This is a genomic window from Parapedobacter brassicae (assembly GCF_051400755.1).
In the GTDB taxonomy this organism is placed as follows: Bacteria; Bacteroidota; Bacteroidia; order Sphingobacteriales; family Sphingobacteriaceae; genus Parapedobacter.
The window spans coordinates 896,168-919,896 of record NZ_JBLFFL010000001.1; the positions used below are offsets into that span (position 1 = coordinate 896,168).

Sequence of the window (23,729 nt, forward strand, 5' to 3'; positions counted from 1 at the left end):
GCTTTAAATATTCCATTTCATAGCATCAGGGCATATCCCACCAAAGGGGGGTATCCAGCGATTCCTGCGTGGGAATATTGACCCTGTTGCTTACGATTTCCGTGTTGGGTATCGCTACCCGGCGGATAAACGTCGGCAGCACAGCCCCTCGTGGCATCTGAAACCCGTCATATTCATAGTCATGCCGGCGGGCATCGTTCCATGCCTCGTAATTGAGGTAGGTGGCCACGTATTTTTCCTTGAAAATCAGATCCAATGTCAGATTACCCGCGCCTACACCGACCGTTGCGTGCCCCATGTAGGCGGTTGCTTCGGCGCTGGGCACCCCCAGCTGGTCCATGCTGGCCCGTATCCCTTCGAGATAGGCTTCGTACGCACGGGGTCTGAGCCCCGCCCGCAGCGCCGCCTCGGCTTCAACGAATTTCAATTCGGCATAGGTCATGATATAAATCGGAGAAGCTTCGCCAGTCACCGGGCTGTTGGTAGAAATATAGCATTCATCAAGAACCGTGTTTGCTAATGGCCCTTGGTTGCCACCGCCGTTGGGTGTGCCTTTATAATCACCATTCACCGTCATATCGGTAATCCTGCTCACGCGAGGATCTACAATACCATAGGTCACGCCGTTGAGGTGATTCACCCAATTGGAAGAGAGCCATCCTCCAAGCAGACCACCCAGGTTGCTGGTGGCAATCTCTGACCAAGGGTTGTTCCCGGTAAATATGCCTAACTTCATGTCGTCACCAGCCGATGCATACGAATTGTCCAATGCGGCAAGCACCGCTTGGGGATCATAGCTGGACTTCTTACTGATTTTGTTCAGGTGCCGGGCTTTTAACCCATAAGCGGTGCGGATCCAATGTGCTACATCTCCTCCGTGGATAACATCGAGGTTCGGATCAAGTGCCATCGTGGCGTCGGTACTGCCCAATGCGGCAATTGCTTCGTCGATCAGCTGGCCGATCGTTGCATACAGCTGCTCGGGCGAATCGTAGACCGGCGTCAAGGTTTCTACCTTATTAAACGCTTCGGTATAAGGGGCAGTGCCCCAGGTGTCGAAAACAAGGCTCAATTGATAGGCCGTCAACAATTTCCCTACGCCCACGTGCAGGTCTGCCCCAGACGCCTCGGCCATCACGATCATATCATAAGCATCTGACATGCCGTAATAGGCTTGCGACCACGAAGTGGATAAATCCGTGATGTCGTAAATATCCGTAGCCGATGCCGCCGTCGGACTGGCGATGTATTGCACATAATTGGCTACCGCGCTGCCATACCGGTAGGCATTCATCCCTGTACGATGGGTCACCGAAGCCAATAAGGAGTTCAGGCTGGGCTCCGTCACCAGGTTCGGGTTATTGCCCACATCAAAATAATCGCCGCAACTTTGGAAGGCCAAAGTAATCGACAGTGCTCCTATAGCTAGTTTTTTCGTTAATTTCATTATTGAGGTATTCATGATGTCTCCCAATTAAAATCCAACATTTAACGTGAACAAATAACTCCTCAACGCGGGGTAGGTCATCCCCGCAAACCCTTCTGCATTCGATCCGCTGTTGGTGGTTGAGTTCTCGGGGTCGTAGCCGTTGTAATCCGTGATCACCAAAAGGTTATTGCCCGTCACACCTACGGAAGCGTTCCTGATGAACCGCGTGCCGAACCACTTGGCCGGCAGGTTGTAGTTGATCGAAACCGAACGCAGCTTCACCCAGCTGGCATCCTGTACGAAGGCCTCCGAATTTCCGCGGTAGTAGTCACGATAATAGCCATTGCCGTAGTCCCGGTCGGTCACCTCATCGTATCCTTGGCCCAACCATACCTGCTGGGTATTGGGCGACCCATCGGCCAATACCCCCTCAAAGACGAGGTGATCGTTGCGGTTGAGGGTGTAATCTGCCATGCCGAAGGCAGCCAAGAAGTTGTCCATCTGGTTGTAGTATTTCTGGCCGAACTGCCCGTCAATCAACACGGAAACCGCAAGGTCTTTGTACCGGAAGTTATTATACCAGCCCCCGATTAACTTGGGGAATACATTTCCTAACTGTTTTGCATCAGCCACCGGGCTCAATATTGGGAAGCCGTTTTCTCCGATGAGCAGGGGCCGGTCTTCATCCACCGCCAGCGATTGGTCTACGCCCGCCTCGATTTCATCAGGCGAATAGTAGCGCTGGTACGTACGGCCATAGAGGATGCCATAAGGCTGCCCGGGAATCACGCGCATTTCCACGTTGGAGCTCAAGTAGCCAAATTCGGAAGTGACCACCAGCTCCCCGCCGAGCTCATCGTTGAGCGACAGCACCTTATTCCGGTTGGCCGAGAGGTTCAATTCGGTATCCCAGGTAAAGTTTGAGCCTTTCACCGGCGTCGCCCCGAGGGTCAGCTCCACGCCAGTATTCCGTATATCCCCTACGTTGATGGACGCCGTACCATATCCGGTAGTCGTTGATATCGGCGCCTGCATAATCTGGTCTTTTGAAATTGAACGGTAGAAGTTGCCATCGAATCGCAAGCGGTTGCTAAAGAAATTCAAGACCAAGCCCACCTCGTAAGTGTTGGTAAACTCAGGCCGCAGATCAGGATTGCCCAGCAGCGCTCCCCGGGTAAATCCGGTGAAACCGGTCGGCAACGAACTGTATCCCGTATAGCCCAAGCTGGTCGCATAAGGTATCGCATCCTTGCCGATCTGTGCATACGAAAACCGCAAACGGGCATGGTTGATTGCGTCAGGAAGCTGCAGGTGATCAGACATGACGTAGCTGATGCTGGCCGATGGATAGAAGAACGAGTTATTCGGCTTCAATAGCGATGAGGTGATGTCGTTCCGGATGGTTGCATTCAGGTAAAGATATTCCCTGAAACTCAGCGTCGCATCGGCGAATGTACCCATTAACCGGTACTCCTCGCGATTCGTACCCAGAGCAAGTTGATTGACGTTGCTCATATCAAACCAGTTCCACACGGAGAGGTCCCAGCCTTCCGCGGCAGATTGATAGCTTTTCCGATCAAAAATTTCGTTACCCAACCGCAGTGAACCATGGAAATCCGGCGTAAACTGATGGGACAGGTTGGCCATGAAGGTACTGTTGAACGTCCGGTACTTGGTGTCGTATACATTGTAGAACCCACGACCGGATGCCCCTTCTCCTCCATTCACCCCTACCAATATTTCTCCTTCCAATCCCTGAAATCCGGGAGCCGTGCCCTGGCGGTTGTCCCGATAGGCATCCACCCCGAGGGTATACGTAAAGCCCAGCCATTCAAAAGGATTGTAATTGAGTGTCGTATTGCCTATGAAACGCAGCACATCGTCTACGAACCTATTGGTCTTGGCTACATAAATGGGGTTTTCAGACAATCCCGGGAAGGCCATAAACAACGTGCCGTCTTCCTTTTGGTAGTCCCGCACATCCCAGCGCGGTACCCAGTAGGCCAGCTGCTCGTTGTACAATCCGGCATTGCCGCGGCTACCCCCGCTATTGTTGATGCTCATGTTGGTTGCAATGCTGAACTTTTCACTGGCTTTCACCTGGGTATTCAACCGTGCCTGGATGTTCTTGAAATCCGTGAATGGCATGATACCCTCTTGCTTGAATTGGGACAGGGAAGAATAATAGGTGATCTTATCTGAACCCCCTGAAATGCTCAGCGTATTTTTATATTGATGCCCCGTATCGAAGGCATCCTCCAGGTAATTGTACAACTCGGCCGGGTGGGTCGGATCGATCTCGCGGGCTTCGGCCACTGTAGGGCCAAAAGCCGGCCAAAAGGACCCCGTGTCATATACGCCGCCCCATCCCTGGGTGTAGACATCCTGCATTTTGGGGAATTTGTTTACCTCATCCAGCCCTACGGAACCCTGATAATTGATCCGCACGTCTCCGCTTTTTCCTTGTTTGGTGGTGATCACCACCACCCCATTAGAACCGCGTAGGCCGTACAGCGCTGTTGCGGCACCACCCCTCAGGATGTTCATCGACGCAATATCATCGGGGTTGATGTCGACACTGCGGTTGCTCATCCCACGTCCCGCAGCCGATGAACCTTGTGTGGAGGTACTGTTGTCCATGATCACGCCATCGATGACAAACAGCGGCGAATTATCGCGGCTCGGATCCAGGGAGTTGACGCCCCGTATCTGAATCTTGGCACCCTGCCCCGGCGCACCGCCAGTGTTGCGGATCTGCACCCCGGCAATTTTACCTTGCAGGGCATTGACCATGTTGGGTTGCTTGTTGACGGTCAATTCCTCGGATGTAACCGACTGAGCGGTGTATCCCAGCGAGCGTTCTTCCCGCTTGATGCCAAAGGCCGTCACGGCGACCTCCTCCAAGGTTTCCGAAGATTCATCCAATGTCAGGTTGATGGTGGAGCTGCTACCGACGACGACTTCCTTGCGCCCCATACCGATCAGGGAGAACACCAGCGTGTTGCCCGTTGATGCCGAGATGCTGTAATCGCCATTGCTATTCGTGAGCGTCTGTCGCCCAATAGTCGATACCGACACGGTAACCCCTTCAAGCGGCTGGCCTTGGGCGTCTACCACTTTGCCACTGATGGCACGTTCCTGCGCATAGGCCAATGGCACCAACCATAGGAATAGTAGCATAAGCCCGCAGCATTTGTTAAGTTTGGTTATGTTCATAATTAATCCGTTGTTTGTTGTTATTTTGGTCAATTGAAAAAATACTCCGAAAGGAATCGTGGTCGCCACGCTAATCAGCGCGACGTGGAACATAAGGGTTAAATTTTCGCTTCATATCAAAAAATACCCCTTCGACCTCGGAATCGGCCCACAATTGGTTATGCCTAGCAATAATAGGAAATAAAATGAAGATTTGACTATGTTTTTGCAATTTCATTCCGACTATTTCATTAAAACCGCACAAAAACTATTAAATAAGGAGAAATTCCATACTAAAAACATACATATGCGCATAAAAACGCACCGTATCCTCAAAACTTTCCCCATTAAAAGTGGCAAAAAACCAACTACAACGTTTTCGTAAATAATACTGTGTAAACGTTTGCATATTTAGCGTTTCTTTATTACACTTGCATTGACTAACGATTATATTATAAACAATACCAAAATTATGAAAGCGGAATAGGTGCAGAAACAGCCTCCTATTTTAATCCTTCATAAAAACATGTCTAATGCAATTTTTGGCCATCCCCAAACCGGAATGTCCAATAGTTGAAATGATTGTCCTTTTAAAACCAATGGTCAATATGAATTTTTACGTTATCCCTCCTTAGCCCCCGTCGGCGATCCATAGGAGATAATCCATGTTACATATTTTATTGGACCAGATTATGAATAGAACCAATTACAACCAAATTTCCTATTGCTATTTGCCCACGAAAAATAAGTGGTTAGCCGTATTGCTGCTTTTCTTGTTTTCGTTTGCTGCTGAAGCCGTCCCCACCGGCCGTGTGGATCAGAAAATCATTAAAGGTTTGGTCAAAGACCAGAATGGCGTACCCTTGCCGGGCGTAACGGTGACCATCAAAAACTCCACAACCCACACCACGACCGATGAGAATGGCAGTTTTATATTGGATCGGGTGCAGCAGGGCGACATCCTCGTGATCACCTCTGTGGGTTATTCACGGATAGAGGTCACGGTAGGTGCCGACGACTTCATCGACATCACCATCGAAGAAGACCAAGCACTGCTTGATGAGGTCGTCGTGGTCGGCTACGGCCAACAGAAAAAACAGAGTGTCATCGGCTCGATCGTGCAAACCACCGACAAGGAATTAAAACGGCAGGGAAACCAGCCTGACCTAGCTCAAGCGCTTACCGGACAATTACCTGGTATTGTCACATTAACGTCCTCCGGCGAACCCGGAGGGGTCACCACCGGTGAAAGCGCCACTAACATCTTTATCCGCGGAAAAAACACGTGGAATGGTGGCCAACCGCTCATTCTTGTAGATGGTGTTGAGCGGGCGATGAACAACATCGATGTCAATGAGGTGGCCAGCGTGTCCGTATTGAAAGACGCTTCTGCCACCGCCGTATTCGGTGTTAAAGGTGCCAATGGGGTTATCCTGATTACGACCAAACGGGGAATGGAGGGTAAAACCCAGCTTAATTTCAACTATACGGCGATGGGCATGGCCATTTCAAAGCTTCCGCAAAAGCTCGATTCATACGCCGCCATGATGGCCAAGAATGAAATAATTGAGCGCGAAGGCGTACTAAACGAGCCCTCATGGAACAATTATGTGCCATATGAGATTGTACAACGCTACCAGCTGCCCCAAACACCGGAATATGCTGAAATCTATCCCAATGTCGACTGGCAAAAGGCCATGTTTAAGGATGTAGGCTTTTCGCATAAAGCCACCTTGAACGCCAGAGGGGGCAATCAGATGGTGCAATATTTCGGTTCACTCGCTTATCTCCACGAAGGGGACATGTTCCAGGACATGGACAATGGCAAGGGCTATGAACCAAATTACAACTTCGATCGCTTTAATTTCCGCAGCAACATCGACATCGCATTTACCAAGCGAACCAAGATGAAGCTCAATTTGGCGGGTTTCTACGGACAAAAAAACACCAATTACAACAACGAAGGAAGCACTAGCCGGGCTGACGCGTGGATGTGGCGTTCGGTGTATGGCCTTGCCCCTAATCTCTACCTGCCTATGTATTCTGATGGCCGATGGGGGGCATATCAAGAGGGGGGCAATAATACCTTAAATCCGCTTGCCGTTGCTTACAACTTGGGAATCCGCCAAGCGCGCTATACCGAGCTGAATTCTGATTTTCACCTGGAGCAGGATTTAGGTTTCATTACCGAAGGGCTGAGTGCTGTCGGTTCGTTCTTCTACGACAACAATGTGCGGTCTGAAGGGGGTATCTACGATATCACCAATCATACCCGCCCCGGTGAGGCAGCTACCAATGTGATGTTCAAACAGATTTATCCAATGCTGTATAAAGGTCCGGATCAAGACCCGAATGAATATACGTTATACTTGCCCACCAGTGACGAGGAATACGATTGGATTATCCGTCCGTGGACCATCCGCCAGGAGGAAATCGCAAATTCCAACTGGATCGGCTACATTCCCATTACGCGGCGGATGATGTACCGGGCGCAGTTGAAATATGCCCGCCAATTCAACGACCATAATGTGACAGCGATGGGGTTGTTCCAACGGGAAGAATCAGCCCGGGGAAGCGCCTTCAAAACCTATCGTGAAGATTGGGTATTCCGCGCGACATATGATTACAAAACCCGGTACCTCCTCGAAGTCAACGGTGCCTATAACGGTTCCGAAAAATTCGGGCCGGGCTATCGGTTTGATTTCTTCCCTTCCTTGGGTATGGGCTGGTACCTCTCCAACGAGCCGTTCTTCAAGGTCAATTGGGTTGATGCCCTCAAATTCCGGTATAGCATCGGCATGGTGGGCGATGATAGCGGTGGTGGCAGGTGGCTTTATGCTTCGCAATATGCGTTTGGTACAGCGGCACGGCTGAACAACGCAACCGATGGCCAAAGCCCTTACACCTTCTACCGGGAAGAGACGATCGGAAATCCCAATGTGCATTGGGAAACCGCGACCAAGCAAAACCTCGGACTGGACCTGGCGCTGTTCAAAAATGTGCTAACGGTAACGGCCGATATCTTCAACGAAAACCGCACGAATATCCTGATTGCTGGCGGCAGCCGGAATGTCCCCCCTTTCTTTGGCACCACGCCACCGGCGGCCAATCTGGGCCAGGTAAAATCCAAAGGCTATGAGCTGGAAGTTGGGGCTACCAAACGATTCAACCCATCGATGACGCTATGGGGTAAAATAGCCATCACCCACAACGAAAATACGGTCATTTTCAGGGATGATCCGCCGCTCCAATATGACCACATCAAAGCCGCCGGCTATCCCATAGACCAGCGGAAAAGCTTAATAAATTCGGGGTTTTATACCAATTGGGATGAGGTATATGCCAGCGTTCCAACCGAGACGAACGACATGCAGAAATTACCCGGATATTATGATATGGTGGACTTTAATGCTGACGGTGTCATCAAAGCTAACGAAGACGCCGCTCCAATCGGCTATTCCGGCGTCCCTCAAAAAACGCTAGCCTTTACCGTTGGGTTCGACTATAAGGGGTTCAGCATGATGGCCCAGCTTTATGGCGCCAGCAACGCTACGCGTTATATCCCATTCAATAACTTCAATTACGACACAGACATTGTCTTTGGGCATGTCAGCGACTACTGGTCAATGGATAACCCCGACGCTTCCTCGTTCTTACCACGATGGAAGACACAGGCCGAAAACATCGGCAACTACTATGTCTATGATGCGTCGTTCCTCCGCCTGCAGAATGCAGAAATCGGCTACTCTTTCTCCAAAAACGGATGGATCAACCGAATCGGCCTTGACAACCTACGGGTCTTTGTGAATGGAACAAATTTATTTTTCTGGTCGGACCTACCCGATGATCGCGAGGGTTCGTACAGCGGGGGTAGTGATACGGAGGGGTCTTATCCCAACATGCGACGGTTTAATGTCGGAATTGATGTATCCTTTTAATTCGTGAGCGATGAACATAAATTCAAAAATTAGAGCAGTGTTATTTCGGATGGCGTGTTTATTCGCTGTCCTCGTGACCTCATCTTGCGAAAAATACCTTGACAAAGCACCCGAAGCCGATATTTCCGAGAAAGATGTATTCGGAAATTTCATCAGTTTCCAAGGGTTTGTCGAAGAGATGTATAACTGTATCATGGACCCCAATAAAGGTGGAGCGTGGAACCAATACCTTTTTGCAGACGAGACACTCAATAATAGTCCATACGCCTTTGACAATGGCAACTACTGGGGCGACCACGGCTACTTCTTCGGGCAATCCGTGGCGATGACCAACCGAGATACACGTACTAAACGGGTTTGGGAATACGCTTGGTACGCCATCCGTAAAGCAAATGTGGCACTGGCCAAACTGGATGAAGAGGGGCTATTCGAAGGTTCCCAGGAAGAACGGGACCACCTACGCGGCCAGGCGCTGTTTTTCCGGGGTTGGTTTTATTTTGAGCTCGCGCGCTATTGGGGTGGAATGCCGTATGTGACGCGCGCACTTGAGGCCTCCGATGAACTGACCACCGAAGAGTTCCAGCGCTTGAATTTTCAAAATTGTGCGCTGCGGATGGCGGACGATTTCCGGGCAGCAGCGGCCTTATTGCCCGTGCATTGGGATCAATCCGGACCTGGACAGCGCACGTTGGGGCATAATAGCGACCGCATCAACAAATTCCACGCGCTCGGTTATTTAGGCAAGGCATTGCTCTATGCCGCCAGCCCGATGATCAATGAGGAGGCAACAGGGAACAACGTTTTTGATGCCGAACTATGCAAGCAAGCGGCAGAGGCGTTCGGCGAACTGTTGCAGCTCGCTGACGAAACGGGCACCTATCGCCTGCAATCGTGGGATTCATGGACAGACAATTTCTGGCGTTGGAATTGGGAGCGGCCAGGCGGTACCGAATGCATCATGATGCCCACGGTCTACCAGCGTGATCGAGTGCGCTGGTCTGCACTCGGTGGCACCGTACCCTCTTCTCTGGGACTCAATAGCGGTAGCGCTGCCGATGTGCCTACCCACAATAATACGCAAAACTACGCGATGGCAAATGGCTTACCCATTGATGACCCCGACTCGGGTTACGACCCAAGTGATCCTTGGACAGGCCGCGAACCCCGGTTTTATAAAGACATTCTGAAAGACGGCGATCAGATCATCAATGAATCGGGGCCGGATCGTTTTGCGGAATTATACAATGGCGGTCGGCATCGTTCGCAGATTAACCCGCCCAGTGTTACGGGTTACTATGCCAAACGTTATTCGCCGATGGGCAGCGAACTGACCATCTCGCGCACCGGCGCTTTGCAGGCCTACGTTCCTTATCTTCGACTGGCAGATATCTACTTGATGTATGCAGAAGCGGTGCTCTTCAGCCCCGGCGGGACACCGAAAGCTGCTGCAAGCAATTATGCGATGACCGCAGAGGGTGCAGTGAATGTGGTGCGTAACCGTGCCCAGCTTCCAAACATCGCGGATAAGTATACTGCCACGAATGACGCGTTTTTTGAAGAAATCGTACGGGAACGTGCGGTGGAACTGAACTTCGAAGGGGCCCGTTTCTGCGACCTCCGCCGATGGAACCGGAATGGTGACCCCAGGTATCTGGACAAAACCGCCATCGACTTCGCCCGTGGAAGCGACGGGAAGCCCATCAACCTCCGTGAACGGGTGGTGGTCAGGCGTGTGGCCGAACGGAAACATAATTGGCTGCCAATCCAGGTAAAATTTACCACGCAATACGAAGGGTTCCCGCAAAACCCGGGATGGTAAGTTGGTTCAAGTTGTAAATCTAAATGGAAAAATTGATGAACTGGAAATATAACATTCGACGGAAGACCGTTTTGTGGGCGCTGACCGCGGCTATCGGGCAATCCGTGGTCGCACAAGAAACCGACACCACCGCGACCCAACAAGAAGTGAACATCGCTTTCCGGCGTGTGAAAGCGGACGGAATTGTGGGCGCCGTTACGAAAGTGGATGCGGTAGACGTAAACAACAAGGACAACACCATCTGGACCAATAATGTTCTCAACGGGCGGACATTGGGGATGCTTGGTTCGACTACCATCCGCGGACTTGGTATTAATATCAACACCTCCGATGTGACAGGGACGGGCACCCAATCCGGCAATGCGCTGTTCATTGTCGATGGACTCCCGCGCGACGTCGAAAACATCCGCCTTTCGGAGATCGAGAGCATTACCGTTTTGAAAGATGTAAACGCCGCCGTATTATATGGCAGTGCGGCAATCAACGGCGTGGTATTGATGACCACCAAACGCGGCGAATCTGACGGCAAACAACACGCCAAATTCGCGCTCAATTATGGCGTATCATCACCATTGGAATTACCGCAATTCCTGAATTCGGCCGACTACATGTCGTATTACAACCAAGCCCGGCTGAACGATGGCCTTTCCGAACAATTCAGCCCGCAGACCATTGCCAATTACCGGAACGGTAACCGGTACCGGTATCCGGATAACAACTACTATGGCGATGACTACCTGAAAAATTATAAGCCTTATTTTGATTTTCTCAGCGAATTTTCAGGGGGTAATGAAAATGCCCGCTATTATGCCAACATGGGTTGGAACTCCGTGGGCAGCCTCATTGACTTCGGCGACTGGAATAAAGCGCGTTATAATACATTTAATGTGCGGGGGAATGTGGACCTCAAAGTCGCCGAATGGATCACCACACAGGTGGATGTGGCTGGCTATTTTGCCGTTGACCGCGGGCAGCGTGGCACATTCTGGAGTGGTGCGGCAACCGAACGCCCTTATGAGTATGCACCCTTGCTTCCGATTGACCTGATTAATCCGGATGACCCGACACTACGAGCGCGGAAAAATGATATCGGCGGACAGTACATTCTCGGCGGTACGGCCAACTACCTGACCACCGGTGCCGGTTTTGGCTATTCCGGAGGAAGAAACGAGCGGGTGGACCGCAAGTACCTATTCAATAACCGGATCAATTTCGACCTGGACCGTATTACCGAAGGGCTCTCCCTACACACCAACATCAGTTTTGACTACTACCTCCGATACGATCAGGCAATCAATAACCAATTTGCGGTCTATGAACCGGTCTGGGCGGAAGATGAAGACCGTATCGTGTCCTTAAGGCAACACGGCACTGATGCACGGCCCGGCTCATTGGATATCGGCAGCCGTACGTTTAAGCGTCGCTTCGGTTTCTATGGGATGTTGGCTTACGACCGGGTATTCGATCAGGATCATCAGGTATCCGCAAACCTGATCGGTTTCGGCAGCAGTTTCAAAGAGCCGGGCAATTTGCAAACGAGTTTTCAGGGGGTCAAGCAGGCACACCTTGGCCTGCAGGTTACGTACGGCTTTAAGGAAAAGTACTTGGTCGACTTCAGTGGTGCCTATGTCAATTCCGTAAAATTGCCGGAAGGCAACCGCCTTGGCCTGTCACCCACATTTGGTATTGGATGGGTAGTAAGCAAAGAAGACTTCATGTCTGCCGTGAATTGGGTGGATTGGCTGAAACTACGGTTGACCGGAGGGTATATCAATTCCGACATCCCGGTGGGCGATTTCTTCTACTACGATAGCCGCTATACCACATCGGGAAGCTACAACTGGTACGAAGGAACGCGTAGTCGAAGTGGCGTGATCTCCAGCTGGCCCAGCAATCCCAACCTCGGATTTGCCAAACGCAAAGAAGTCAACTTCGGACTGGAAGGCCGGTTCTTCAATAACCTGCTGGGTATTGAAACGAACCTATTCTATAACCGGTACGCTGACCTGATTGTCAGACCGGGCACCCAATACCCGAGTTTCTACGGCAATTTCATCCCCTACGAGAATTTTGGGGAGGATGAATACCAAGGTGCCGAACTGGGCATTGATGTGCAGCGGTCTTTTGGCGATTGGCGGATTTACGCAGGCGTGAATGCGCTCTATGTGACCTCCAAAAGATTAACCGTGGATGAGATATACGATGATGAATACCAATACCGTGCAGGACGGCCCGTGGATGCGACATTCGGTTTGGAGTCTATCGGGCTCTTCCGTGACCAGACGGACATCGACAATAGTCCTGCGCAATTCTTCGGAACGCCACGCCCCGGCGATATCAAATACAAAGATCAAAACAACGACGGAATCATCGACGTGAACGATGAAATTTACCTGCGGCGCTGGCAAGCTCCGCTTTCGGGAGGACTGCAGCTGCAGGTGGGGTACAAAAATGTTGGGCTTTACGTCTTAGGAGCCGGACAATGGGGCGCCAAGAACTTCCGCGAAGGTGATTATTTCTGGGTGGATGGGAACAAAAAATATTCCGAGGTCGTATTGGATAGCTGGACGCCCGAAGCGGCTGCTACAGCCACCTATCCCCGGCTAAGTACGCAAACCAACAGTAACAATTTCCGGCGATCCAGCTACTGGCTGTATAGCAATGATTTCCTCCAAATACGGAAAATACAATTGACTTACCGCTTTGCGGACGCATTTTCCCGTAGGTTATTGATGGACGGACTTGACCTGTTTCTCGATGCTAATGACGTTTATCAATTTGCGAAAAACCGTAAAATACGGGAAACGCAAGTGGGCAATGAGCCCTATTATCGGACTTTTTCCATTGGTGTAAAGGCACAATTTTAATCAGACTGTAACATGGAACGTAAACTACATATCTTTTTGTCGCAAGTGATGGTGGCAGTCCTATGCCTGCAATCGTGCAGCCTCCTGGAACCTGAAGACGACAACCACAATACTATTAAACGGGTATATGATGATCCGGCTTTCGCCGAGGGACTTTTACTGACGGCCTATACATTGATTCCCACTAATGATTATCGATTTGATGACGTGGCAACTGATGATGCGGTTTCCAATGATCGGTTCAATAATTACCTCCGGATGGCCACTGGTGAATGGTCTGCCGGGTATAATCCACAAAATCTTTGGGACGATTGCAACCGGGCCATTCTTTATATCAATCAGTTCCTGGGCATTGTAGACAGCGTGCCCTGGAAATGGACCAACCCGGATATTTCCGCCCTGTATATCCGTAAGTTCAAGGGCGAATCATATGCATTAAGGGGCTTGTTCAAATATTTCCTGCTGCGGAACCACGGAGGGCCGGCCGGGGGCGGTCAGCTGCTGGGCACCCCGATCTACAACGAGTTCCTTACATCGGAAGAGCAGTTTGCGGCACCGCGTGCCGATTTCCAGGGATTTGTAAACAGCATTACGGCAGATTTCGAAACCGCACTAAGTTTTTTGCCCTCGGACTATGGCAATGTGGGAACCCCTCCTCCGGGCTTCGATGATGTGAATGTCGATCATTATAACGAGGTCTTCGGCGATTTTGCCGTGCAACGGATGAGCGGTCGGCATGTACTGGCTATGCGGGCACGTCTTGCCCTGCTGGCAGCCAGTCCGGCATTCAACCCCAATAACGATGTAGCTGCCTGGGAGCATGCCGTCAATGAGTTTGCCGCCTTGCTTGATGACATCGGAGGCGTGGACGGCTTGGATCCGAATGGCCACCATTTTTACCTGAAGGCACAGGTAGATGAAGCCGACATTACCACCGGCAACCGGTTGGACCTGCAGGAAATCCTTTGGCGCAGGCCCATTTACAACAATAATGTACGTGAGGCGGACCACTTTCCTCCCTCGCTTTATGGTAGAGGACGGCTCAACCCTACGCAGAACCTCGTCGACGCGTTTCCCATGGCCAATGGATTTCCCATTGATGATCCAAACAGCGCATATGACGAAGAGAATCCGTATGAAAACCGGGATCCGCGTCTGTCGCTATATATCATTTATAATGGTAGCCAATTTAAGGGAAAGACCATCAACACCAGCACTTCCGGTGGCGAAGATGGGCTGGATCGACAACAGACGTCAACACGTACAGGATACTACCTCAAAAAACTACTGCGTGAAGATGTGAATATGGATCCGGCCTCCTCTTCCAGCCAAAAGCACTTCAATACGCATATCCGCTATACCGAATTATTTCTTTCTTTCGCAGAAGCGGCCAACGAAGCATGGGGACCCGATGGGAATGGCCCCGGATTCAGTGCCCGGGATGTGATTGCGGCCATCCGCAAACGGGCAGGGATCGAACAGCCCGATGCCTATCTGGCTTCCGTGAGTGATAAAGAAGCGATGCGGAATCTTATCCGTAATGAAAGGCGGCTTGAGTTGTGCTTCGAAGGCTTCAGGTTCTGGGATCTCCGCCGCTGGAAGGCCGACCTGACTGAGCCCGCTATAGGCGTCCGCATCGACGGAAATACCTATAACGAATTCACCGTCGAAGCAAGAAGCTATGACAACGATTATATGCACTATGGCCCCATTCCGCAAGGAGAAGTGGTTAAATTTGGATTTGAACAAAACAACGGTTGGTAATGAAAAAGATTTTTCTATTTATTTGTATCACAGCGGGGATTTTTGGATGCAAAAACAGTGAAAACACGTTTCCGGATTTTGGCTATACCTCCGGCTATTTTCCTTATCAATTCCCCGTGAGGACGCTCATACTCGGCGATGATATCTACGATAATGCTAACGACAATGCCCACCGGTTCGTCATTTCCGTGGCGATGGGAGGAGTATATACTAACGAACTCAACCGGGTGTTTGACTTTGAGGTTGACGAGTCCCTGTGCGAACAGGTGACCTTCGGCGGCAGTGATAACCCAATACGTCCGTTGCCGAGGTCCTATTACACGCTGAGTTCGGATAACCAGATCGTCATTCCCAAAGGGGAAATGAATGGTGGAATTATCGTCCAGCTTACCGATGCGTTCTTTGAGGATCCCGATGCTATTGGCCTGAACTATGTCGTCCCTATTCGGCTGACGGGATCAAACAATGTGGATTCTATCCTCAGTGGGAGCACAACCCGCGCCAATGCCGATATCCGTTTCGCAGGTGACTGGAATGTGGCTCCCAAGAATTTCACGATGTTCGGCATCAAATACATCAACGAATTCCATGGCACCTACTTCCACTACGGCGAATGCACGGTAAAGGACGCCAATGGCGCTACCGTTGATGAAAAAACCTATCGTGCAGACTATGTCGAGCAAAATACCCCGGTGAACCTCGTTACTGCAGCAAGGCACCGGATCTCCATCAGCACTTCTTTCCAATCGGAACTGATGGAGGGATCATTGGATCTCGTCCTCAACTTCGACGGCAATTCGTGTACCGTTTCAGCTCCCGAAGGGGCTTCGTATACGGTAACCGGAAGCGGCGAATTTAAGGAAGATGCGTATTCGTGGGGTAATAAGTCCCGCCATGGACTGACCATCAATTACACAGTATCCAACGGAACACATACCTACGAGGCCGACGATACATTTGTGGTTCGTGATCGCGGTGTCGTTATGGAAGTGTTCAATCCTCAGGCAGCCGAATAGGTCATCATCATGAATATTATGCAATATCACGTCAAATGCGCCTTATATTTGCTGGTGACCATCTCGGTCACGGCATCCGCAACCGCGCAACCGAATCGCGATTTTATAGTCATCAGTGACCGCCTAAAGACTTCGCTGCTTTCGGGCACTGTCGAAACGTCTCAGCTCGCGAAGATCACCGCCGAACTGGCCGATGACGGAACTTGGCCCTCGATCAACTACCAAGATACCAGCAAGACAGGATTCGAACACAGCGTCCATCTCGGGAACCTACAGGCGATGGCCAAAGCTTATCAAAAAGCGGATGGCGCATACTATCACGATGCCCGGCTTTTAGCTGCGTTCAGGAAAGCATTGGCCCATTGGCTGCAGCAAGACTATCGCTGCGAAAATTGGTGGTGGAATGAAATCGGCACACCTGATGCCATGGCAAATATCCTGCTATTGATGCGCGACGAGCTGAGTGACGATGAGCTTGCCGCAGGATTGGCAATTGCCGCGCGTTCCAATTTTGATGCGTTCGGAGCCCGTCCCGGCGGCGATTTCATCAAGATGGCAGCGATAAATGCGGTCACGGAATTGGTTCGGCAGGATACCGCGGCTTTTGCACGGGCCATCAAAACGATGGGCGACCAGATCTATATCACGGAAGACCGCGGCATCAAGCCCGATATGAGTTTCCACCACCGGACGGATGGTGTGCCTTCCACGTTGTCCTATGGCCGTCAATATGCAGGTTCCTTCGCGTACTGGGCAGACCTCGTGCGCGACACCCGTTTTGCGTTCGAACCCCGCGCCATCGCACTGGTGATCGACTACTACCTCGATGGTATGCGCAAAGCCATGCCGTTCGGTCGCTTTGACGACCCCGGAATCAAGAACCGTGACGTCTCCAGACGGTCCTCGACGGGCCAGCGGGATGACCCTACCGGTCGACTGCTGGCGCGCATCAGCAACTATCGGAAAGATGAGCTGGAAAATCCCAACTTGCGCAGTAATCAATATTTCTGGTATTCCCATTATCATTCTCATCAACGGCCGAAGTATTTCGCGTCGGTACGGATGTACTCCAACCGCTCCAATAACATCGAATCTCCCTATAACGAAGAAGGCCTGAAAAATCATTTCTATGCGGATGGCAGCCAATTCATCTCCCGCACGGGGCGTGAATACCGCAACATTTATCCTTCATGGGATTGGCGGAAAATCCCCGGCACCACCGTGGTACAGGTCGACACGTTTCCGCATTGGGACGATATGGTCAAGAAAGGGACGACCGCGTTTGTGGGCGGTGTATCCGACGGCGAATACGGTGCAACTACCTTTGACCTGCTCAGTCCGCTTTCAGGGCTGAAGGCCCATAAGTCATGGTTCTTTTTCGACGACGAGATCGTCTGTCTCGGCTCGGGCATTACGTCGACAGCTTCTCAACCGGTGATGACCACCCTGAATCAGTCGCTATTATACGGCCCGGTATGGGCGAATGATAAGCGCGAAAGCGAGGAAAAAGAACAACAAATACAAGGGCCTGCGTGGGTCAATCACGACAGTATTGGCTATATCATCTTAAATACAGACCGCATTTGGCTCCGCCAGGGAAAATCTACGGGAACTTGGCGCAGTATCAGTCATCAGGATGCAGCCACCGACGAACCCATCACGCAAAATACATTCACATTGGCCATCGACCACGGCACGCGGCCACACGATGCAACCTACGCATACATCGTGCTGCCGGCGACGGACGAATCGCAAACCCGGGCCTATGCCCGACAGCGGCCAGTGGATGTCATAAGCAACACCGTCGAATTACAAGCGGTATCGCATAGGGGACTGGGTCTTCACTATGCGGTGTTTTACAAACCCGGTCGTGTGGCCTTTCCGGACGGCACACACCTGACAACTAACGAACCGGCCTTGTTCATGATCAAATCTTCACAAGGCAGCGTGCAATGGATTACCGTGGCCGACCCAACCCGCAAATTAACGAAACTCACGTTCCGACTGGAGTTTGCCACAGGGCACGATACGACCCTCACCGTGCCGCTACCCCAAGGCACCCTTGCCGGAAAATCACTTCGATTGAATGCCCAGCAGGACGGTTTAGCATTGACCGATGAATTTGTAAACAAAAATCTGAAGGAAGCCGTCGCACAATATCACACATTGATGAAACGGGTGCCCGAAGGCGTATTGCCCCGCACTTACAATAGTGCCGATGATTCTTTGGTCACAGCCAAAAGCAGCTCCTGGATATCGGGATTCTATCCGGGCACGTTGCTTTACCTGTATGAATATAGCCGGGATGGCGCGTTGCTAAAGGAAGCAGAAAACCGGCTTCAGCTGCTGGAAAAAGAAAAAGAGAACAAGGGCACGCATGACCTCGGTTTCATGCTGTATTGCAGTTTTGGCAATGCGCTGCGACTTACGGGTAATAAGCAGTACGAGTCAATATTGCTTACCGGCGCGGAGTCGCTCGCCTCGCGTTTCAACCCAGCAGTGGGCTGCATACGTTCGTGGGATCACAACGGCGACAAATGGACATTTCCGGTTATCGTCGATAACATGATGAACCTCGAGTTCCTGAATTGGGCATCGCGCGTTTCTGGAGATTCCAAATACGTCGACATTTCGAAGACACATGCAAATACCACGCTTAAAAACCACTTTCGCGCGGATAACAGTTCCTACCATGTTATTGACTACGACCCGGAAACCGGAGCCGTACGCAACAAGCATACGCACCAAGGTGCTCATCATGAATCGGCCTGGGCGCGCGGACAGGCCTGGGGACTCTATGGGTATACGCTCATGTACCGGGATCTCAAAGACGAGGCGTACCTCAACCAAGCCCGGAAGATTGCTGCCTTCCTATTGGATCACCCTAACCTTCCGGAAGACGGCATCCCCTATTGGGATTTCAGCGTGACCGATGCCAATGCACCGCGGGACGCCTCGGCGGCTGCGATCATGGCGTCTGCACTTCTTGAGCTCTCGGGCATGGTCAAGGGAAAAGAAAGCAAACGTTACCTTCAAGCTGCCGAACGGATGCTCGCTAGCCTGTCGTCTCCGGCTTACAAAGCACCCGTTGGCACGAACGGCGGGTTCATCCTAGAACATTCCACCGGGCATCTGCCTGGAAATAGCGAGATCGACGTGCCCCTATCTTATGCCGACTATTATTATGTGGAAGCCCTGCTCCGTTATAAAAATTTGTTGAACCTGTAAAAAACCATATCAGATGGATACGAAGACAAAACGATTCGGCCTTTACCTTTTTATCTACGCATCGGTATGCATCATTGCGGTGCCGACCTCAGAAGCGCAGACACCTGCTGGAAGCAGTCCAAAACTGCAAAACCCCATCACCGTCGCATACCTTAAAAAACACCTGTACAAGTCCAAACCCCGTTTGGTGCTCAATGGCGATATCGAAAAACAGCTTAAGCAGAAACTGGATACCGACCCCATCACACAAAACCTCTATAAAGCCATCCAACGGGATGCCGCGGCGATTCGGGATGAGCCTTTACTGGAACGCAAGCAGATCGGTCGCAGGCTCCTTTCCGTATCCCGGGAAATGCTTCGCCGGATGAATATGTTGGGTATGGTCTACCGGATAGACAAAGAGCCTGGGGTATTGCAGCGCATCAACGATGAGGTGCTGGCCGTCTGCCGGTTTTCCGATTGGAATCCTTCGCATTACTTGGATGTGGGCGAAATGGCGATGGCGGTTGCCATCGCGTTGGACTGGACCGCCGGTGACTTGCCCGAAGCGACCATCGAGGAAGCGGAGAAAGCGCTCATCGAAAAAGGGATCCTGCCGAGCTGGCCAGCTGATGGCAAAAATCCATCGTGGGCCTATGGCAACAACAACTGGAACCAGGTATGCAATGGCGGAATGATCGCGGCGTCCATCACGATCGCCGAGCGTGATCCTGAACTAGCTGCAAAAACGCTCTACCGCGCACTCGACGGGCTCCCGAACGCCTTGCATGAATATATGCCGCACGGCATTTATCCCGAGGGGTCTACTTATTGGGACTATGGCACCGGGTTCTCCGTTATTTCGATAGCGATGCTGGAAAGTGCTTTCGATACCGACTTCGGCTATGGCGACTTCCCCGGATTCCTCGAAAGCGCCACCTTCCGGGTGCTTACCAACGCCCCATCGGGCATGTACTACAATTTTGCGGATTGCGGGGACCGCCGGGGACGGAACGGCGATATTGTATTGGCGTGGTTTGCTAAGCGAACGGGCAACCCCACCTACCTGGAGAAAGACCGCTTTTTGATGCCTGTAGAGGAGATGGGGCACCTCTCACGGCTGGATGGCGCGGGTTTGGTTTGGCTGGCGCAATTCGAGGAAAAAGCCGGAGCGAATATTCCCACCGCTTGGAAAGGGGATGGCTCCAATCCGGTAGTCTTTTTTACCGGGGGTGAAAACGATGTCCGCGGCTATTATTTCGGCGGCAAGGGCGGACGCGGCACGGTCAACCATGGCAACATGGACGGGGGTTCGTTTGTCTTTGAACTGGACGGCGTACGGTGGGTCATCGACCCCGGTAACCAAAGCTACGAGGACCTTGAAAAAACAGGCTTCGATCTTTGGGGGAAAAAACAAAATAGCCAACGCTGGACCTTGCTTACCAAAAACAATTTCGGCCACAGCACGCTTACTGTCAATGGGCAGTTGCACCAAGTAGACGGGATGGCAACCATCGCCGATTTCAAGGACGGTGCGACACCCGAGGCTACTATTGATCTCTCCGCGGCCTTCGGCGACCTGCTAACGGCTGCCCGCCGCCGTTTTGTGAAAGATAGCCCGACGTCCCTAACCATCGAGGATGAAATCGTCGCATCGGAAAAAACCGAAGAGGTGACGTGGCAGCTGCTGACGACAGCCGATGTGGTCCTTCAACCTGACGGTGCCCTGCTGCGTCAAGATGGCAAGGAATTGCGCATCGAAAACATTTCTCATCCGCAGCTCAGGTTTTCCGTGATTTCGTTGGATCCGGCCCCCCTGCAACTGGACAGGCATATCAAAGGATTGAAGCGCATCGAATTGCGCATACCACGCTCGACCATGGCCGACGGCGCAGAGACATTGAAAATCCGGCTCGCAGGCATCGAACCATAATGATTGACCTATGATGACGGCATCCGCTAACGGATGCCGTTTACCTTCCCGCTACGTAGTCATAAAACAGCCGTGAAACCCCGGATAGCGCGGCTTTCGACTCGGTTTCCCCTAAATTACCAGACAGCAATACCAATACGTACTTCCGTCCGTCGGGCAGGTATACAATCCCCGAATCGTGGTATATTTTGGTGATCGACCCTGTTTTGTTGGCCACCTTTACCCCATCAGGCAACTTGGCGGGAATGGTACCCCGAAAATGCTGATCCATCAAGATCTTCACCATCTGCTCGCAGGCTTCTTCATTCACGATGCTGCCCTTCGCCAGCTGCTCGAACACCAGCATCAGGTCGTAAGCAGTGGTGGTGTTATTCAGACCTTTTTCATAAGCCTTATCGTCCTCCACCCCGCGCAGCACCTGGATGTCGTTTGCACCGATCGCCTTCATCGTCTTCATCACGTTTTTGGCGCCCACCTGGTCGATAACGATGTTGGTGGCCAGGTTACTGCTCTCGGTGATCATGCGGTATAATAGATCATACCAGGTGACCTTTTTGCCTACTTCGGTATACAGTGCTTGTTCGCTGTCATCCTCCGGGGAGAGGGAGTAACGGCTCCGGTCGACAATACTTTTGAATTCATTATAAACGGTAATGGAGTCCGTCAACGCGAATTTCCCTTGTGTCGCTTGCTTGAATGCTTCAATCATCACCGGAGTCTTCATCGTACTGGCTGCATGGAACGCCTCCTTTTCGTTATACAATACCCGTTCGCCGGTAGCCACATCCATGAATGCATAAGCAAAGCGGCCTTCGGGATACTTGTCCAGTGTCTGCTTGATACGGGCATTGAGCGCTACTGTATCCAATATGGCATCCTTGTCTGGCCGCAGCACCAGTCTCGTCAGCGAATGCCCATCGTCGGAGCGCTCGGAGACAAAACGGGCTTCGCGGATGGATTTATCGGCATTCAACAAAAAGGTCAGGAAGGCACCACCATCCCGCTCTGGATTGTCCGCCACCAACCGGAACAGATCACCATGGAAGTGCGATAGCCTACCGCTGTATTGCGGCGACTTCACCAGGTCCAGGCGCAATGCAGTATCGCCAAGTTGGGTAATGACGGCACGGCCGATGAATTCATCCTGATAGGTCCCTGTATATGCGGCAAGCGGCAGCGAGCGCTTCAGCGTACTGTCCGGCAGAATGGGCTTAAGCCGCCGTCTGCTGGAATCCTGCCGAGCCAATGAGCGGTCGACATCTTTCTTATACCCCGCAATCCAATCGAAGGGCTCAGCCTTCAAGTAGTGATCCAGAATCCGATGGATAATGGCCCAATAGGCTCCCGAGATGGATTGGTTTGTCAGCACCACCACGCCGAGCCGCCTGTCGGGCAGCATGGCAATTTGCGATACAAAGCCGGTGAGCGCCCCTCCGTGGCCCACCACCTGTTCCCCCCGGTAATCGTACGTCCGGAAACCTAATGCATAACCATAAAAATGCTTCTGCGCCGGTTTCAGCCATTCGGGTTCCTTGCTGACCGGCATCGGCCGCACGATCTTCCAGAGTTCTTCGGTGACCTTGGGTGTAAACAGCCGGCCCTTCTCAGGTGTCCGTCCGGAATCCAAATGGGTGATCAGCCACTTGGCCATATCGACAGCCGATGCGGCAATGCCTCCTGCCGGATTTCCCGGATCACCGATGTTGGAATCAAAGAAGTGCTCAATGACTTTCACCTCCCCGTTGCGGCGCGCATGCGAATAAGCCACATTGGGTTGCTGCCGCAGCGTCGAAAATCGGTCGATGCTATTCGCCATGCCCACTTTGTCAAATATCCGCTCCTTCACGAAATCCTCCCAAGAGATGCCCGATACCGCCTCGATCACCTCCCCTGCCGCCAGGTACAGGATATTGTCATAGGCATACACCGAGCGGAAATCGTATTCCAACGGCACATCCTTGAGTTTGAGCAGCAATTCCTTGCGGCTTAAATTTGCCGGCGGAAACAAGAGCATATCATTGGCATAAGCGGGTAGTCCGCTGTGGTGCACCAGCAGGTCGCGCACGGTGAGGTGCTGCGTCACATAATCGTCAGACAAGGCAAACCACGGCAGGTATTCCGTTACGCGGTCTTCCCATTTCAGCTTGCCTTCTTCCACGAGCATCGCCAGGGCCGTAGCGGTGAATGCCTTGCTATTGGACGCGATGCTGAACAGCGTATGTTCATCCACCGGATCGGGGCTTCCGAGTTTTTTCACGCCATAGCCCTTGGCCAGCACCACCTTCCCGTCTTTCACAATGCCCACCCCCACACCAGGCACGTCAAATTCAGCAAGCACCTGTTCGATATAGGTATCCAGACCGGGTGGAAGGTCCGCTTCCTGGCCCATCACAGGCATCCACCAATGAAGGCTGCAAACCAACGATAGCAACCCATATGTAATCCATTTATTCATCACGCCAATGTCTGTTGTCTCATGTCTGTTGTCTGTTGTCTCAAGTCTATTGTCTCATGTCTATTGTCTCACGTCTGATGTCTCGTGTCTCAAGTCTGATGTCTCG

General features: G+C 51.7%; 10 protein-coding genes. 7 read left to right on the top strand and 3 right to left on the bottom strand.

The window, feature by feature from the left end:
* Window positions 1-25 precede the first annotated feature (25 nt).
* Both ACMGDE_RS03655 and ACMGDE_RS03660 read right to left on the bottom strand, forming a co-directional pair.
* Entirely contained in the window at window positions 26-1,462 is a 1,437-nt protein-coding gene (locus tag ACMGDE_RS03655; protein ID WP_436831399.1) for a SusD/RagB family nutrient-binding outer membrane lipoprotein, read from the bottom strand.
* Between the two features lie 12 nt (window positions 1,463-1,474).
* Complete coding sequence (locus tag ACMGDE_RS03660) at window positions 1,475-4,645, bottom strand: SusC/RagA family TonB-linked outer membrane protein (RefSeq protein WP_436831400.1); 3,171 nt, start codon at window positions 4,643-4,645, stop codon at window positions 1,475-1,477.
* A gap of 671 nt (window positions 4,646-5,316) precedes the next feature.
* On the opposite strand from ACMGDE_RS03660, the gene ACMGDE_RS03665 reads away from it, so the two are divergent.
* Genes ACMGDE_RS03665 through ACMGDE_RS03695 form a run of 7 tightly spaced genes read left to right on the top strand, consistent with a single transcriptional unit; the run spans window position 5,317 to window position 21,168 of the window.
* A complete protein-coding gene (locus ACMGDE_RS03665; RefSeq protein WP_436831401.1) occupies window positions 5,317-8,562 on the top strand; it encodes a SusC/RagA family TonB-linked outer membrane protein in 3,246 nt (1,081 codons plus the stop codon).
* Window positions 8,563-8,611: 49 nt separating this feature from the next.
* On the top strand, window positions 8,612-10,381 hold the full coding sequence (locus ACMGDE_RS03670) for a RagB/SusD family nutrient uptake outer membrane protein (protein WP_436831402.1): 1,770 nt from the start codon (window positions 8,612-8,614) through the stop codon (window positions 10,379-10,381).
* A gap of 35 nt (window positions 10,382-10,416) precedes the next feature.
* Window positions 10,417-13,248, top strand: coding sequence for a SusC/RagA family TonB-linked outer membrane protein (locus ACMGDE_RS03675; RefSeq protein ID WP_436831403.1), 2,832 nt, complete (start codon window positions 10,417-10,419; stop codon window positions 13,246-13,248).
* Between the two features lie 12 nt (window positions 13,249-13,260).
* A complete protein-coding gene (locus tag ACMGDE_RS03680; RefSeq protein ID WP_436831404.1) occupies window positions 13,261-15,012 on the top strand; it encodes a RagB/SusD family nutrient uptake outer membrane protein in 1,752 nt (583 codons plus the stop codon).
* Window positions 15,012-16,028 (top strand): DUF5627 domain-containing protein, encoded by a 1,017-nt coding sequence (locus tag ACMGDE_RS03685; RefSeq protein WP_436831405.1) that lies wholly within the window; start codon window positions 15,012-15,014, stop codon window positions 16,026-16,028. Before ACMGDE_RS03680 ends, ACMGDE_RS03685 begins: the two co-directional genes overlap by 1 nt.
* A gap of 9 nt (window positions 16,029-16,037) precedes the next feature.
* The gene (locus ACMGDE_RS03690) at window positions 16,038-19,256 is read left to right on the top strand and encodes a polysaccharide lyase family 8 super-sandwich domain-containing protein (protein WP_436831406.1); all 3,219 of its coding nucleotides are present in this window, start codon (window positions 16,038-16,040) and stop codon (window positions 19,254-19,256) included.
* 13 nt (window positions 19,257-19,269) lie between these two features.
* Entirely contained in the window at window positions 19,270-21,168 is a 1,899-nt protein-coding gene (locus ACMGDE_RS03695) for a heparinase II/III domain-containing protein (RefSeq protein ID WP_436831407.1), read from the top strand.
* Window positions 21,169-21,208: 40 nt separating this feature from the next.
* On the opposite strand, the gene ACMGDE_RS03700 is transcribed toward ACMGDE_RS03695, so the two are convergent.
* Window positions 21,209-23,623, bottom strand: coding sequence for a serine hydrolase (locus ACMGDE_RS03700; protein ID WP_436831408.1), 2,415 nt, complete (start codon window positions 23,621-23,623; stop codon window positions 21,209-21,211).
* Window positions 23,624-23,729 lie beyond the last annotated feature (106 nt).